Source organism: Mesorhizobium sp. C268A (assembly GCF_040324475.1).
Taxonomy (GTDB): domain Bacteria; phylum Pseudomonadota; class Alphaproteobacteria; order Rhizobiales; family Rhizobiaceae; genus Mesorhizobium.
On record NZ_JAMYVX010000001.1, the window covers coordinates 4,315,306 to 4,329,170 of the forward strand.

General features: G+C 63.0%; 13 protein-coding genes. 3 read left to right on the plus strand and 10 right to left on the minus strand.

Features of this window, described 5'->3' with window-relative positions; genetic code table 11:
• Window positions 1–19 precede the first annotated feature (19 nt).
• The 4 genes from NKL06_RS21060 to NKL06_RS21075 all read right to left on the minus strand — a co-directional run bounded on the left by NKL06_RS21060 (window position 20) and on the right by NKL06_RS21075 (window position 3,871).
• Window positions 20–1,000, minus strand: a complete 981-nt coding sequence (locus NKL06_RS21060) for an NAD(P)-dependent oxidoreductase (protein ID WP_023686626.1) — start codon at window positions 998–1,000, stop codon at window positions 20–22.
• Window positions 1,001–1,085: 85 nt separating this feature from the next.
• Window positions 1,086–1,802, minus strand: coding sequence for a FadR/GntR family transcriptional regulator (locus NKL06_RS21065; protein WP_023686625.1), 717 nt, complete (start codon window positions 1,800–1,802; stop codon window positions 1,086–1,088).
• 2 nt (window positions 1,803–1,804) lie between these two features.
• Window positions 1,805–2,974 carry a mandelate racemase/muconate lactonizing enzyme family protein gene (locus NKL06_RS21070; protein WP_023692017.1) on the minus strand — a complete coding sequence of 390 codons (1,170 nt, stop codon included), beginning with the start codon at window positions 2,972–2,974 and terminating at the stop codon, window positions 1,805–1,807.
• A 9-nt stretch (window positions 2,975–2,983) separates the two neighbouring features.
• On the minus strand, window positions 2,984–3,871 hold the full coding sequence (locus tag NKL06_RS21075; RefSeq protein ID WP_023692016.1) for a sugar phosphate isomerase/epimerase family protein: 888 nt from the start codon (window positions 3,869–3,871) through the stop codon (window positions 2,984–2,986).
• Window positions 3,872–4,270: 399 nt separating this feature from the next.
• On the opposite strand from NKL06_RS21075, the gene NKL06_RS21080 reads away from it, so the two are divergent.
• From NKL06_RS21080 to NKL06_RS21090, 3 genes are all read left to right on the plus strand, one after another.
• Window positions 4,271–5,326 (plus strand): sugar phosphate isomerase/epimerase family protein, encoded by a 1,056-nt coding sequence (locus NKL06_RS21080; RefSeq protein ID WP_023683011.1) that lies wholly within the window; start codon window positions 4,271–4,273, stop codon window positions 5,324–5,326.
• Between the two features lie 18 nt (window positions 5,327–5,344).
• Window positions 5,345–6,532, plus strand: coding sequence for a Gfo/Idh/MocA family protein (locus tag NKL06_RS21085; protein ID WP_023692015.1), 1,188 nt, complete (start codon window positions 5,345–5,347; stop codon window positions 6,530–6,532).
• A 123-nt stretch (window positions 6,533–6,655) separates the two neighbouring features.
• Window positions 6,656–7,507, plus strand: a complete 852-nt coding sequence (locus tag NKL06_RS21090; RefSeq protein WP_023692014.1) for a sugar phosphate isomerase/epimerase family protein — start codon at window positions 6,656–6,658, stop codon at window positions 7,505–7,507.
• A gap of 298 nt (window positions 7,508–7,805) precedes the next feature.
• Here the strand turns inward: NKL06_RS21090 and NKL06_RS21095 are convergent, their stop codons facing one another.
• The 6 genes from NKL06_RS21095 to NKL06_RS21120 form a co-directional block, all read right to left on the minus strand.
• On the minus strand, window positions 7,806–8,822 hold the full coding sequence (locus tag NKL06_RS21095) for a zinc-binding alcohol dehydrogenase family protein (RefSeq protein ID WP_023692013.1): 1,017 nt from the start codon (window positions 8,820–8,822) through the stop codon (window positions 7,806–7,808).
• A 70-nt stretch (window positions 8,823–8,892) separates the two neighbouring features.
• Window positions 8,893–9,858 (minus strand): ABC transporter permease, encoded by a 966-nt coding sequence (locus NKL06_RS21100; RefSeq protein ID WP_023692012.1) that lies wholly within the window; start codon window positions 9,856–9,858, stop codon window positions 8,893–8,895.
• Window positions 9,859–9,881: 23 nt separating this feature from the next.
• Window positions 9,882–11,405: a sugar ABC transporter ATP-binding protein gene (locus tag NKL06_RS21105; protein WP_023692011.1), complete on the minus strand. Its 1,524-nt coding sequence runs from the start codon at window positions 11,403–11,405 to the stop codon at window positions 9,882–9,884.
• Between the two features lie 147 nt (window positions 11,406–11,552).
• A complete protein-coding gene (locus NKL06_RS21110) occupies window positions 11,553–12,545 on the minus strand; it encodes an ABC transporter substrate-binding protein (protein WP_023692010.1) in 993 nt (330 codons plus the stop codon).
• 12 nt (window positions 12,546–12,557) lie between these two features.
• The gene (locus tag NKL06_RS21115) at window positions 12,558–12,773 is read right to left on the minus strand and encodes a hypothetical protein (RefSeq protein WP_023669815.1); all 216 of its coding nucleotides are present in this window, start codon (window positions 12,771–12,773) and stop codon (window positions 12,558–12,560) included.
• Window positions 12,774–12,846: 73 nt separating this feature from the next.
• Window positions 12,847–13,845, minus strand: a complete 999-nt coding sequence (locus NKL06_RS21120; RefSeq protein WP_352580857.1) for an aldo/keto reductase — start codon at window positions 13,843–13,845, stop codon at window positions 12,847–12,849.
• Window positions 13,846–13,865 lie beyond the last annotated feature (20 nt).

Here is a 13,865-nt window from a genome sequence, read left to right on the forward strand (position 1 = left end):
AGCGAAAACCGGACATGGTTCACGCGTCCGCCGGGAACCGTCTGCGGTAATGCTCGACCACGTCGGGATTGCGCAGATTGACAGGCAGCCGGTTGGCCAGCACCAGCAAGGTCTCGCCGGCCGCGCCCACGCCCATGCGCATCATCGATTGCTCGGTAATCCCCGCCATATGCGGGGTGACGATAACATTGTCGAAACCGAAATAGGGATGGTTTGCCGGCAGCGGCTGCGTGGCAAAGACGTCGAGTGCGGCGCCGCCGATCCGGTCTTGGCGCAAGGCCTCGATCAGCGCCTCGTCGTCGATCACCGGTCCGCGCGAAATGTTGATCAAAAGCGCGTCCGGCTTCATGCGGGCAATGCGTTCACGGCTGATCAGGCCGCGCGTTTCCGGCGTCAGCGGGCAGCAGAGCACGATGATGTCGCTCTGTTCGATCAGCGCATCGATCGACAGGAAGCCGATCCTGTCGGGTGCCGGCTGCATGCTGCGGGTCGTCGCCACGACGTCGAGGCCGAAGCCGTGCGCGGCGATATGGGCGACCGCCTGACCGATGGCGCCGAAGCCGATGATGCCGATGGTCTTGCCGGCAAGCTCGCTGGCATGGCTGGCGTGGTCGCGGCCGGCATTCCAGCCCTTGGCGCGCAAGTCGCGGTCGACCGAACGGAAGCGCCGAAGCAGGGCAAGGGCCGCGAACATCACATATTCAGCGACCGAACGCGCATTGACCGCCGGCACGTTGGCGACCAGCACGCCGGCCGCGGCCGCGGCCTCCATCGGCACCATGTCGAGCCCGGCGCCGTGGCGGACCGCTGCTCTGAGTTTCGTGGCGTTTTCGAACAGCGACGGCGGCAGCGGTGCGCGAACGATGATGACGTCGGCATGCTTCGCCTCGGCGGTCAGCGTTGCCGCATCAAGCGCTGAGGCGACGACGAGTTCACCGGCGCCCGCCAGCATTGCGGAGGCACGCGGATGCAGCGTGTGCGTCGACAGGATTCTGGGCATGGGGCTCTCGCTAGTCGCAATTCTCAAAGGAAAGCGCCGCGCGCTTTTCCCAGAAAAACCGTTTCACACCTTTCCTGGAATTGCACTAGACCTTCTCAAGTGCCAGGCTTTGCGCTTGCGCCTCCCGGCCCTCGATGATCCCCTTCCAGTAGCTTTCCGCGCCTTGCAGGTGGGCGCTCATCAGCGCCTGGGCGAGATTGCCGTCGCGACGCAGCAGCGCCTCGTAGATCTGGATATGCTCGGCATGCGAGCGCACTGAGCGCTCGGGATCGTTGAAGTAGATCGGCAGCCGCTGCTCGCCCATCAGGTAATAGACACTGCAGATATTGTGGAAGACGCCGTTCTTGGTCGCCCGCACGATTTCGAGGTGGAATTCGCGGTCTTCCTTGGCGAGGCCTTCGCCGGCGGCGATGCACTCCTCCGAGGCTTTCAGGATCTCCCGCAGGCGTTCGAAATTCTCTTCAGTGGCGCGGGAACAGGCAAGTTCGGCGGCCTTTATCTCGTGGATCTTGCGCAGTTCGACGGTCTCGTAGATTTGCACCGGGTCGAGCGGCAGGCCGGCACGGGCAAACAGCGCCAGCGCCTCGACACTGGCCTGCCTGGTGTCGACATAGATGCCGGATTTGGCGCGGCGCTCGACGATGCGCATGGCCTCCAGAATGGCCAGCGCCTCGCGGATCTGGCCGCGACTGACGACGAAATGCTCCGCCAGTTCGCGCTCCGAAGGCGTGCGGCCGGTCTCCTTGTCCGAATGGGCGAAGAGATAGGCGGCGAGCTCGGCGAGAAGGTTCTTTTCTTTCATCGTCAACCGCGTTGCGCGTGCGCCTCCAGGAACCGCTCCGAAATGGTGAATCCCAGACCCGGCTTTTCAGGGATCGCTATCATACCGTCCCTTGCTTCGACAGTCTCTTCGATAAGATCGTGGATCATCGGGTTGGCGCCGAGCGAATATTCGACGGTAAAACTGGCAGGCGAGGCCGCACAAACATGCAGGCCGGCGAAGAAGCATGGCGCGCCGGCCCACAGATGCGGGGCAAAGCGCAGATTGAAGGCACTGGCGATGGTGCCGATCTTCATCGCCTCGCTGATACCGCCGCAAAAGGCCGGATCCGGCTGGAAGATGTCGGCGGATTTCAGCACCGCGAGATCGCGGAAGGCGTAGCGCGTCGCTTCGCTTTCGCCGGTGGCGATCGGGATCGAACCCGAGGCGCGCACCTCGGCCATACCAGCCTTGTCGTCGGCGATAACAGGCTCCTCGAACCAGGCGAGGTCGAGATCGCTGGCCAGGCTGATGAAGCGCTTGGCCTCGGCCACCGTATAGGTGCCGTGCGCGTCGACCATCAACTCGACGTCAGGACCGAGCGCCTGCCGTGCGGCGCGGACGCGGGCGGCGGAAATGTGCGGGGCGTCGTCCATGGCGCCGACGCGCATCTTCAGCGCCTTGAAGCCGCCTTTGGCGATGTAGGATTTGAGCTGCTCGCCGATAGCGTCGGCGGCAGCCCAGCCGCCGGAGGCGTAGGCCGGCATGCGGTCGAGCTTGCGGCCGCCGATGAGCCGCCACACCGGCTGTCCCAACGACTTGCCCAGAATATCCCAGAGCGCGATATCGACGGCGCTGATTGCCGCAATGCTCATGCCGCGCCGCGCCAGCTGCGGCATGGCATGGCCGGCGCGCGCGGCACTGTCATGGCGCACGCCGTTGTAGAGCATCTCCCAGATCATGCCGATGTCGGCGGGGTCGCGGCCGATCAGCTGCGGCCCGACCTCGTGATTCAGCATGTAGACCAGCGCACCATAGCTGCCGGCGCTGCCGGCGGCGTTCTTGCCCTCGCCCCAGCCGATCAGCCCGTCGTCAGTCTCAATGCGCAGGATGGCGGCGTCGAACGTCGTCACCTGGCCAAAGTCGCTGCGATGCTGCTTCGCGGCCTCAATCGGCACGCGGACCCACCACGCCTGGACCGTTTTGATGCGCATCCCGATCGGCTACTTGATTAGCGGCAGCAGCGTTTCGGCCGTGATGCGCATCTGGTCGGTGTAGAATTTCTCCGTCAGCACGCTGGAGCCGTGATCCTGGATGAACTTCAGCTGTTCGGGAGAAATGTCGACCGGATTGCGCTCGACCATGTCGGGATAGGGCGCGGCGGGTGTGCGGTCGACTGGCGCGACAAATTCGTTCGTCAGCGCGCCGTCATAGCCGACTTCCTTCAGCGTCTGCACGATCCGTGGCCAATCAATCTGGCCAAGGCCGGCGGCAAAGCGGTTGTTGTCGGCGACGTGGAAGTCGAACAGCCGTTTGCCGACCTGACGGATCGCGTCATGGACGTTAAATTCTTCCATATGGATGTGATAGGCGTCGAGGCAGACGCCGCATTCGGGGCTGACCGCATCGGCCAGGGCCAACGCCTGCGCGCCGCGGTTGAACAGATAGGTCTCGAAGCGGTTGAGCGGCTCGACCGCGATCTTGACGCCGACCTTCTTGGCATGGGTGAAGCATTCGCGGGTGGCGTCGACCACCCACTTCCATTCCTCTTCCTCGGTGCCGTCCGGTACCACTTTGCCGACGGTCGCGGGCACCAGCGTTATGATCTCGCCATCAAGTTCGCTGACCATGGTCAGCACGTCCTTGACGTACTGCACCGAGCGTTCGCGCTGGCCCTGGTCCCTGGCGGCAAGGTTGCGTTCGCCCAGCATCAGCGTCACCGACCCCCAGCAGCGGATGCCGTATTCTTTCAGCAGCGCGCGGGTCTCCTTGGTCTTGTATTGCTCGGGCTCGCCGGAAATCTCGATCGACTCGTAGCCGAATTTCTTGATGCGCTTCAGCGTCACCTCCAACGGTTCCGCGCGCATCCAGTTGTGCGTCGAAAGATGCATGGTCTATCCTTCCCAGAATTCGTCTGTGCCAGTTCGCCTGCGACGCGCCCCACAAGGCGCGTCGCGTGTTTCCTCCCCAAGGCGCTCCAGCGTTTTTGCGCAACTGGTTCGACCAATTGGGCCCTAATGGAGGTCTACAGCAATTTTTGTCGCGCGGCAAGAACCGCCGCCATGCGATATCGACATCTGTGTACCGTATTGATTATGCTGGTATATATCGCCAAAAATGGAATGCCCCGGCAGCTTTGCGCGTGAGTCAAATGGCTTGACCCATTTCCGGTATTTGGTAATACCAGAATGCCGATACGAGAATGCACATCACAAGAGACCAAAGAGGCTGGCCCTGCTTTCATCAGGCGCTATGCTTGGTCCTTGGAAAAATGAATTGGGAGGATGCCGATGCCGTCGACAATGAAGGGTCCGGGGCTGTTTCTGGCGCAGTTCGCGGGGGATACCGCGCCGTTCAATTCGCTGGCCTCGATCACCAAATGGGCGGCCGGTCTCGGTTACAAGGGCGTGCAGATCCCGACCTGGGATGCACGCCTGTTCGACCTCAAGAAGGCGGCGTCTTCCAAGACCTATTGCGACGAGGTGAAAGGCGTCTGCACTGATGCCGGCGTCGAGATCACCGAGCTGTCGACGCATCTTCAAGGGCAGCTGGTGGCGGTGCACCCGGCCTATGATGCCCAGTTCGACGGCTTTGCACCGCCTGCGGTGCACAACAACCCCAAGGCCAGGCAGAAATGGGCGGTCGAACAGATGGAGTTCGGCGCCAAGGCCTCGAAGAATCTTGGCCTGAAAACCTCGGTGACGTTTTCCGGCGCTCTGGCCTTCCCGTATCTCTATCCCTGGCCACAGCGGCCGGCCGGGCTGATCGAGGAGGCCTTTGCCGAACTCGGCAAGCGCTGGAAGCCGATCCTCGACGTCTATGACGAGAACGGCGTCGACGTCGGCTATGAGATCCATCCCGGCGAGGACATCTTCGACGGCGCAACCTTCGAGATGTTCCTAGATGCGGTTGGCGGTCACAAGCGCTGCAACATCAACTACGACCCGTCGCATTTCCTTTTGCAGCAGCTCGACTATCTCGAATTCATCGACATCTATCACGAGCGGATCAAGGCCTTCCATGCCAAGGATGCCGAGTTCAACCCGACGGGGCGGCAAGGCGTCTATTCCGGCTATCAGAGCTGGACCAATCGCGCCGGCCGCTTCCGCTCGCTTGGCGACGGGCAGGTCGATTTCGGCGGCATCTTCTCCAAGCTTACCCAGTATGGCTACGATTCCTGGGCGGTGCTGGAATGGGAGTGTTGCCTCAAGCATCCGGAGGACGGCGCGGCCGAAGGCGCGCCCTTCATCCAGCACCACATTATCCGGGTGACGGAAAAGGCCTTTGATGATTTCGCCGGCGGCACCACCGACAAGAAGATGCTGCGCGCCATGATGGGTATTTGACACAAGCAGGAGAAAGACATGGTCGGCGCATCGAAGTCGGAAGCGGGGGGCGGCCCGATCCGCTATGGTATGGTCGGCGGCGGCCAAGGCGCCTTCATCGGCGCGGTGCACCGGATCGCGGCGCGCATGGACAATGACTTCGTGCTGGTGGCCGGCGCCCTGTCGGCCAATCCCGAGCGCGCCAAGGCTTCCGCCGCCGAACTCGGTCTCGACCCGGCGCGCAGCTACGCCTCCTATGCCGAGATGGCCAAGGCCGAGGCCAAGCGCCCGGACGGCATCGAGGCGGTGGCGATCGTCACCCCCAACAATGTGCACGTGCCGGCGGCCAAGGTCTTCCTCGAGGCGGGCATCCACGTCATCTGCGACAAGCCGCTGGCGACGACTTTGGCCGAGGCCAAGAAGCTCGCGGCCGTGGTTGAAAAGACCGGCAAGGTGTTCGTGCTGACGCACAATTACACTGCCTATCCGATGGTCCGGCAGGCGCGCGAGATGGTGGCCAAGGGGCAGCTTGGCGACATCCGCATCGTTCAGTCCGAGTACCCGCAGGACTGGCTGACCGAGGATCTTGCCGCCACCGGCCAGAAGCAGGCGGCGTGGCGCTCCGACCCCAAGCAGGCGGGCGCGGGCGGCGCGCTCGGCGACATCGGCACGCATGCCTACAATCTGGCGCGCTTCGTCTCGGGTCTGGAGCTCGATTCCCTGTCGGCCGATCTCGACGCTTTCGTGCCGGGGCGACTGCTCGACGACAATGTCAATGTCATGCTGCGCTTCAAGCCGGTCGGCAAGGTGCATCCGGCCAAGGGCATGATCTGGGCAAGCCAGGTGGCGCCCGGCCACGAGAACGGGCTGAAGCTGCGCATCTATGGCTCGAAAGGCGGGCTGGAATGGGTGCAGGCCGATCCGAACTATCTCTGGTACACGCCGTTCGGCCAGCCCAAGCAGCTGCTCACCCGCAACGGCGCCGGCGCGCTGCCGGTTGCGGGACGCGTCAGCCGCGTTCCGTCTGGCCATCCGGAAGGCTATCTCGAAGGCTTCGCCAACATCTACCAGGAGGCGGCGCGCGCGATCCGCGCGGCACGCAAGAAGGGCGGCAGACCGGGCAAGGACGTGGTGTTCCCGACCATCCAGGACGGCGTCGAAGGTATGGCGTTCATCGAGGCCTGCGTGAAGTCGTCGAAGAAGAACGGGGCGTGGACGAAACTTTAGGTAGCGCCGGCGCCAAGTCTCTTCTCCCTTCGGGGAGAAGGTGGCCGCTAAGCGGCCGAATGAGGGCGCATGGTGCGAGGTGCGAAAGAAACCAGCGCGCCGTCAAATGGGGAGGGGCTGTCGATGAAAATCGGCATGTGCATGTTTTTGTGGACGACTTCCGTGTCTAAGAAACACGAGCCGTTGCTGCGCGACATCAAGGCGACCGGCTTCGACGGCGTCGAGATACCGATCTTCTCAGGCACGCCAGAGGACTACAAGAAGCTTGGCGATTTGCTCGACCGCATCGGGTTGGAGCGCACGGCTGTTACGGCGATGGGCGACCCGGCGATGAATCTGATTTCGCCGGATGCCGCGACCCGCAAGGCCGGCATCGGCTACATGAAATGGGCGATCGATTGCGCCCAGGCGCTCGGCGCGAGTACGCTGAGCGGGCCGCTGCATTCGACGCTCGGCGCCTTCTCCGGCAGCGGGCCGACCGCTGCCGAGAAGAAGCGCTCGATCGCCTCGCAGCGCGCCATTGGCGATCATGCCGGCAAGCGGAACGTTACCATCGGGTTGGAGGCGCTCAACCGTTTCGAGTGCTATCTGCTGAACACGATGGCCGATCTGTCCGAGCACGTCGATGCCATCGACCGGCCGCACATCAAGGCGATGTACGACACCTTCCACGCCAATATCGAGGAAGCCGACCCGATCGGCGCCTACATGAAGCACCGGCGGAATGTCGTGCACATCCACATTTCGGAGAACGATCGCGGCGTGCCGGGGCGCGGGAACATTCCGTGGAAAGAGACTTTCGCGGCCATCCGCAAGAGCGGCTATGACGACTGGCTGACGATCGAGGCGTTTGGCAGATCGCTGAAGGATCTGGCGGCGGCGACCAAGGTGTGGCGGGATTTTTCCGAGACGCCGGAGGCAGTTTATCGCGAGGGATACAGGCATATCAGGGATGGGTGGAAGCGGGCGGCTTAGCCGCTCACTTCCTCATCCACGGGCGGAGCGGGAGCGCAGCGGACGCGGAGACCCGAGGACCCATGCCGCGACTGTCGCGCGCCGCAGCGGTGCAGGTAGGAGATGCGAATGGACGCCTCTTTTTGCACCGGTGGATTCTAGCGCAGACGTCACCGAATGAAACCTCGGGTCTGCGCCGCGTCGCTTCGCTCCTTGCTCCGCCCGTGGATGAGGAAGCGACGGGCCTTTTCGCAAATCGCCGAGGTATGCGATCTGCCTTAACTCGGCACTTATCGCTCCACCAAATTTTTCGGATGTCTTACCCCACCTCGATCACAGCCTTGATCAACCCCGATTTCTCATGCGCCCAGCGGGCGAGATCATCCGGCGTGCCGGCCAGCGTGGTGCGGTGGGTGACGAGTTTTGCCAGAGGCACGGCGCCGTTGCGTATCGAGGCGGCGACGTGGTCGAAATCGACTTTCAGCGCGTTGCGGCTGCCGATCAATGTCATTTCGCGCTTGTGGAATTCCGGATCGGAAAAGACGATGTCGTCCTTGACGACGCTGACCAGCACGAGCGTGCCACCATGCGCGACATGGGCGAAGGCCGACTGCACCGAGGCGGTGTTGCCGGTGGCGTCGAAGACGACGTCGAACCCTTCGCCGCCGGTTGCCTCGCGCACCAGTTCGGCTGCCGCTTTTTGTGAACCGTCGAGCGTGGCGAAGCCGAGTTCGCCTTTTGCAAAATCCAGCCGCTCCGTGCTCATGTCGAGCAGGCTGACATCGAGCCCGGCGATGCGCGCAAACAGCGCTGCGCCAAGGCCGATCGGCCCGGCGCCGATGACCAGCGTGCGGGCGCCTGGTTCGGCGCGAGCGCGCCGCACGGCATGCGCGCCGATGGCGAGGAATTCCACCGCCGCCGCATCGGCCAGCGACAAGCCGTTTGCCGGATAAAGATTCTGCGCCGGCACCAGGATCTGCTCGGCCATGGCGCCGTCGCGATGGACGCCAAGCACTTCGATCCTGACGCAGCAATTCGGCTTGCCGTGCCGGCAGGCGATGCATTTTCCGCAAGCGAGATAGGGATTGATGATGACGGGCTCGCCCACGGCAAGGTCGACATCTTCGCCGGTCTCGACGACGGTGCCCGACACTTCATGGCCCATGATGCGGGGATAGGCAAGGAACGGGTGCTTGCCTTCGAAGATGTGGTAGTCGGTGCCGCAGATGCCGACATGGCTGACGGCGACCAGCGCCCAGCCGGCAGGCGGCGCTCCTGGCGCCGGCCGGTCTTCCAGGACAAGCTCGCCGGGCGAGCGGCAGACAACAGCTTTCATTCGGCAATTCCAGTGTTCAAAAAGGCGCCGGTCCGTTGTTGAGCGGACCGACACGGAAGGTCAGGGAGGATTACTTGCCGCGACGGCGCAGGCCGTCGAAATAGACGATGATGATGATCAACGCGCCGGTGATGATGCGCTGCCAGAACGAGTTGACGTTGAGCAGATTGGCACCGTTGTTGATGGTGGCCAGGATGAAGGCGCCGAGCAGTGGGCCATGCACCGAGCCGACGGCGCCGAACAGCGAGGTGCCGCCGATCACCGATGAGGCGATCGCCTGCAACTCCCAACCTTCCGCCTGGGTCGGGTTGCCGATGCCGATGCGCGCCGCCAGCAGCACGCCGACGAAGGCCGCGCATAGGCCCGACAGCGTGTAGGCCATGTAGATGGTGCGCTGGACATTGACGCCCGAGAGGCGCGAGGCCTCGGCATTGGATCCCACAGAGAAGAGATAGCGGCCCCAGCGGCTGTGGTGCAGGAAGATGTAGGCCGGGATACCGACCAGGATCACCATCCAGAACAGATTGGGGATGCCGACAAAGGAACTGCGCGAGAACGCGGTGAAGCTGTCGCTGTTGATGTTGATCGAATTGCCGTTGGTCATCAACAGGCCGATGCCGCGTAACGAGGTCAGCGTCGCCAGCGTGATGATGAAGGGCGGCAGGCCCATCTTGACGATGCCGAAGCCATGGAACAGGCCGATGGCAACGCCGACCAGCAGCGTCACCAGAATGGCGACCCAGATCGGGAAGCCGGCATTGATCATCATGGCGACAATGACGGTGGCGAAGCCGACCACGGCGCCGACCGAGAGGTCGATGCCGCCGGTGATGATGACGAAGGTCTGGCCGACCGCCATGATGGCGATCATCGAGCCCTGCCGCAAAAGATTGGCGATGTTGTTGGAGGAGGCGAAGCTCGGCGTCGCCACCGACAGCACGATCCAGAGCAGAACCAGCAACGCCAGAAGCGTCAGCCCAAACAGGACGTTGTAGTTCCGTTTCGGTTTTTCGATCGCGATGGTTTCGATGCTCATGGTTCCTCCCGTTTCTTGTTTTGTCAGCCGATCGCCTGTGTCAGCACGTCTTCGTGGCTGGCGGCGCGAAAGCCATGGCTGGCGACCAGTTTGCCGCGCCGGAACACGTGCAGCGTATCGGCGAGCTCATAAACCTCGGGCAGATAGGACGAGATCAGGATGATGCCGGCGCCCTTGGACAACAGTTCCCCGAACAGGCGGTAGATCTCGGCCTTGGTGCCGACATCGACGCCGACGGTCGGCTCGTCGAAGATGAACAGCTTGGCGCCATGCGCCAGCCATTTGCCGATGACGATCTTCTGCTGGTTGCCGCCGGACAGGCTGGAGGCCAGGGCGCCGCGCGTCGGCGTTTTGATGCGGAGGCCGGCGATCTGGCGATCGGCTTCAGCCTTTTCCTTCGTGTTCGAAATCAGCAGGTTGTTGGAGATGCGCTTGTAGATCGGCAGGTTGAGGTTGAGGCCGACCGGCAGGTTCAGGCACAGGCCCTGGTCGCGGCGGCTTTCCGGCGCCAGCGCCATGCCGAGCTTGATCGCGTCGTGCTCGGAATTGATCAGCACCGGTTTGCCTTGCCAGCGGATCTGGCCGGCCGACTTCTTGTGGCGGCCATAAAGCGTGGTGACAAACTCGCTGCGGCCGGCGCCGATCAGGCCATAGAGCCCGACGATCTCGCCGGCACGCACTGTCATCGAGACGTCTTCGAAGCCCTTGCCCGACAGGTTTTTCGCTTCAACGATCACGGCACCGGGGTTGAAATGCTCCTTGTGGTAGACTTGCTCGATCGAGCGGTTGATCATCATCTTGACCAGCTCGGCGTCATTGGTCTCGGCAATGTTGCGGGTGCCGACCAGCGTGCCGTCGCGCAGCACCGAGACGCGATCGGCGAGTTCGAACACCTCTTCCATGCGATGGCTGATGTAGATGATGGTGACGCCTTCGCCCTTGAGCCTGCGGATCAGCGTGAACAGCTGGTCGGCTTCCTTGCGGGTGAGATAGGCGGTCGGCTCGTCGAAAATCAGGAACTTGGTGCCGCGCACGGTGGCGCGGGCGGCGGCGATCAGCTGCTGCTGGCCGATGGTGAGGTCACCCAGCCTGACATGCGCCGGCAGGTCGAAGCCGAGACCGTCGATGATCTTCTGCGCTTCCTTGACCATGGCGCGCTGCTGCAGGATGCCGAAGCGCGAGTTCTCCTCGCCGAGGAACATGTTGGCGGCGACGGTGAGATGGCGACAGAGCACGACCTCCTGATGCACGGCGTTGATGCCCAGCGCCATTGCCTCGTGCGGGGTTGCCAGCGCTGCCGGCTTGCCCTCCCAGATGACATCGCCGGAGGTGCGCGGCATGACGCCGGTCAGAAGCTTGATCAAGGTGGATTTGCCGGCGCCGTTCTCGCCGACGATGGCGTGGATCTCACCTGCCTTGAAGGCAAGGTGAACGGGCTTCAACGCATGCGTGCCGGGATAGCGCTTTTCCAGTCCGTGCAGTTCGAGGATCGTCCTGCCGGGCGCTAGCGTTGGGGCCGGGTGCAGTTCCTGCGCCATGGGCGTCATGACAATCCTCCCAGATTGGCCTTACGATTGGCACGTCGCGATGCAGTCAAGCCGCATCGTCGAGGTGATTCAAGCCGGTGGATATTCAAGCTTGTATCCGGTGTTTCCGGGGCGCGAGGCCCCGGAAAGGATTTTTGGTCGACGGGCTCAGAGCTTCGGGTTGAGCAGGGCGTCGATCTTGGGGTCTTTCATGTTTGCCTTGGTCACCAGGTTGGCGCCTGTGTCGACATTGGCCTCGACCTTCTCGCCCTTCGAGGCGGCGAGCGCGGTCTTGATGCCGTCATAGCCCATCCGGTACGGATCCTGGACGACGAGCGCGGAAATGACGCCGTCATTGAGGAACTTGATCAGCTTCTCGTCGCTGTCGAAGCCGACCAGCGCCAGCTTGCCGCCAAGGTTGTTCTCGGCGACTGCCTGACCGACGCCCTGCGCCATGATCAGGTTGGACGCGAAGATGCCCTTGAGGTTCGGGTTGGCGGTGATCAGGTCGGTGGCGATGTTGAGACCGGTCGTTGCCTGGCCGTCGGCATATTTGTCCGCGACGAGCTTGAGCCCCGGATATTTCGCGGCCAGCTGCTCGGTGAAGCCCTGCTTGCGCTGCTCCAGCGAACCGGCGCCCGGCGCGTTGGTGATCAGGGCGACGTCGCCCTCGATCTTGCCGCCATTGGCTTCGCCGATGGCTGCTGCAAGACCGTCAGCGGCGACGCGTCCGCCCTGCACATTGTCGGTGGTCAGGAACGAGGTGAACGCCTTGGAGTCGGCGCCGGAGTCGATGCCGATGACCTTGACCTTGCTGGCCGCTTCATCGATCGGCTTGCCGAGCGCCTTGAATTCGGTCGGCGCGATGACGATCGCGGCCGGGTTGCCGGCGACGGCATTCTCGAGGATCGAGACCTGGCCGTTGACGTCGGTTTCAGCCTGGGCGCCGAGTTCGGGTACGTTGACGCCGAGATCCTTGCCGGCCTTGCGGGCGCCGGCCAGGACGATCTGCCAGTAGAAGGACGTGGTGTCCTTGACGATGATCGGAATGGTCACGTCCGCCGCCGAAGCCGGCGCCGTGTGCAGCGTGCCTGCAAGCATCGAGGCGGCAGCAAGTGCCACCAGTGAACGGCGGTTGAGAATGCTGGTCGCGAATTTCATTAGGAATCCTCCCTAGATCGCCCGGTGAAGGTTGCGGAAGCTCCATTTGGATAGGCGCGGCCCAAACAGAACTTTATCAATAAAAAACAGTTGCCGCTTTTTGATAGTGCATCGGTCCGGCCGACGCAAGCGGTGTTTCATATCGGCCTGCGCATGGCTTGGCGGGGAAACCTCCCTGCCGATCCTCAGTGCCACGTCCAGACGCTCCCGATCCTCCTTGATCATCATGGAATATTAATTCCACCGTCGAGTCAATATGGAATATTCATTCCTTCTTGAGAACCGTGATCGTGGCGTTTCGTCAGCCGAGCTCCTGCACGATGGTGTAGGGAGCGTAGCGGGCGAATTCCGCTTGCGGCACCTGGACGTCGAACAGGTCGAGGTTGCGCGTCAGGTTGGCAGGCTTGGCCGTTCCGGTCAGCACGCTGGCCACGACAGGCTCCTGCAGCGGAAACTGCAATGCAGCCGCCGCCAGCGGATATCCGCCCTCATCAGCGATTTTCTCCATCGCGCCGACACGCTCGAGTATGTCCTGCGTCGCCGGCAGATAGTCGAAATGCGCACCGTGCACCGGCCCGGTCGCCAGGATGCCGGAGTTGAAGACGCCGCCGATGATGAGCGAAGTCTGTCGCTCACGACACAGCGGCAGCAACTCGGCTTCAGCCGAGCGGTCGAGCAGCGAATAGCGGCTGGCCAGCAGGATGCAGTCGAGCGGTGCTTCGCGCAATACGTCGAGGCAGATCTGCACCTCGTTGACGCCGAGCCCATAGGCGGAAATCACGCCGGACTTTTTAAGCTCTTCCAGCGCCTTCAACCCGCTGTCCACCAGCTGGCGAAAGTGCAGCTTCGTCTTCTCGACGCCATGTGTGTAGGTGCCGATGTCGTGCACAAACAGGATGTCTATCCGGTTCAGCCCGAGCCGCGCATAGGAGAACTCGACCGAGCGCATGATGCCATCATAGGAGTAGTCGTAGTCGAGCGCGAAGGGCAGGGGGTCGACATAGGAATGATCGGGAACCTGGTCTTCCGGCACCGGGCGGAACAGCCGTCCGACCTTGGTCGACAGCACATAGGAATCCCGCGGCTTGTAGCGCAGGAAATCGCCGGTCCGCCGTTCCGACAGGCCGAAGCCATAGAAGGGCGCGGTGTCGAAATAGCGCAGGCCGGCATCCCAGGCTGTCTGCAGCGTCTCCATCGCCGCTTCGCGCGGACAGGCCCGGTAGAGCCCGCCGATCGCCGCCCCGCCGAAGCTTATCTCAGTGACCTCGAGCGCAGTCGTGCCGATGCGGCGTTTGTCCATCCAAAGCCTCCCCTTGTGAG

Bases quoted from the DNA above. Each gene is read 5' to 3' on its own strand.
- NKL06_RS21060 (WP_023686626.1), bottom strand. From the start codon at position 1,000: ATGCCCAGAATCCTGTCGACGCACACGCTGCATCCGCGTGCCTCCGCA.
- NKL06_RS21065 (WP_023686625.1), bottom strand. From the start codon at position 1,802: ATGAAAGAAAAGAACCTTCTCGCCGAGCTCGCCGCCTATCTCTTCGCC.
- NKL06_RS21070 (WP_023692017.1), bottom strand. From the start codon at position 2,974: ATGCGCATCAAAACGGTCCAGGCGTGGTGGGTCCGCGTGCCGATTGAG.
- NKL06_RS21075 (WP_023692016.1), bottom strand. From the start codon at position 3,871: ATGCATCTTTCGACGCACAACTGGATGCGCGCGGAACCGTTGGAGGTG.
- NKL06_RS21080 (WP_023683011.1), top strand. From the start codon at position 4,271: ATGCCGTCGACAATGAAGGGTCCGGGGCTGTTTCTGGCGCAGTTCGCG.
- NKL06_RS21085 (WP_023692015.1), top strand. From the start codon at position 5,345: ATGGTCGGCGCATCGAAGTCGGAAGCGGGGGGCGGCCCGATCCGCTAT.
- NKL06_RS21090 (WP_023692014.1), top strand. From the start codon at position 6,656: ATGAAAATCGGCATGTGCATGTTTTTGTGGACGACTTCCGTGTCTAAG.
- NKL06_RS21095 (WP_023692013.1), bottom strand. From the start codon at position 8,822: ATGAAAGCTGTTGTCTGCCGCTCGCCCGGCGAGCTTGTCCTGGAAGAC.
- NKL06_RS21100 (WP_023692012.1), bottom strand. From the start codon at position 9,858: ATGAGCATCGAAACCATCGCGATCGAAAAACCGAAACGGAACTACAAC.
- NKL06_RS21105 (WP_023692011.1), bottom strand. From the start codon at position 11,405: ATGACGCCCATGGCGCAGGAACTGCACCCGGCCCCAACGCTAGCGCCC.
- NKL06_RS21110 (WP_023692010.1), bottom strand. From the start codon at position 12,545: ATGAAATTCGCGACCAGCATTCTCAACCGCCGTTCACTGGTGGCACTT.
- NKL06_RS21115 (WP_023669815.1), bottom strand. From the start codon at position 12,773: ATGATGATCAAGGAGGATCGGGAGCGTCTGGACGTGGCACTGAGGATC.
- NKL06_RS21120 (WP_352580857.1), bottom strand. From the start codon at position 13,845: ATGGACAAACGCCGCATCGGCACGACTGCGCTCGAGGTCACTGAGATA.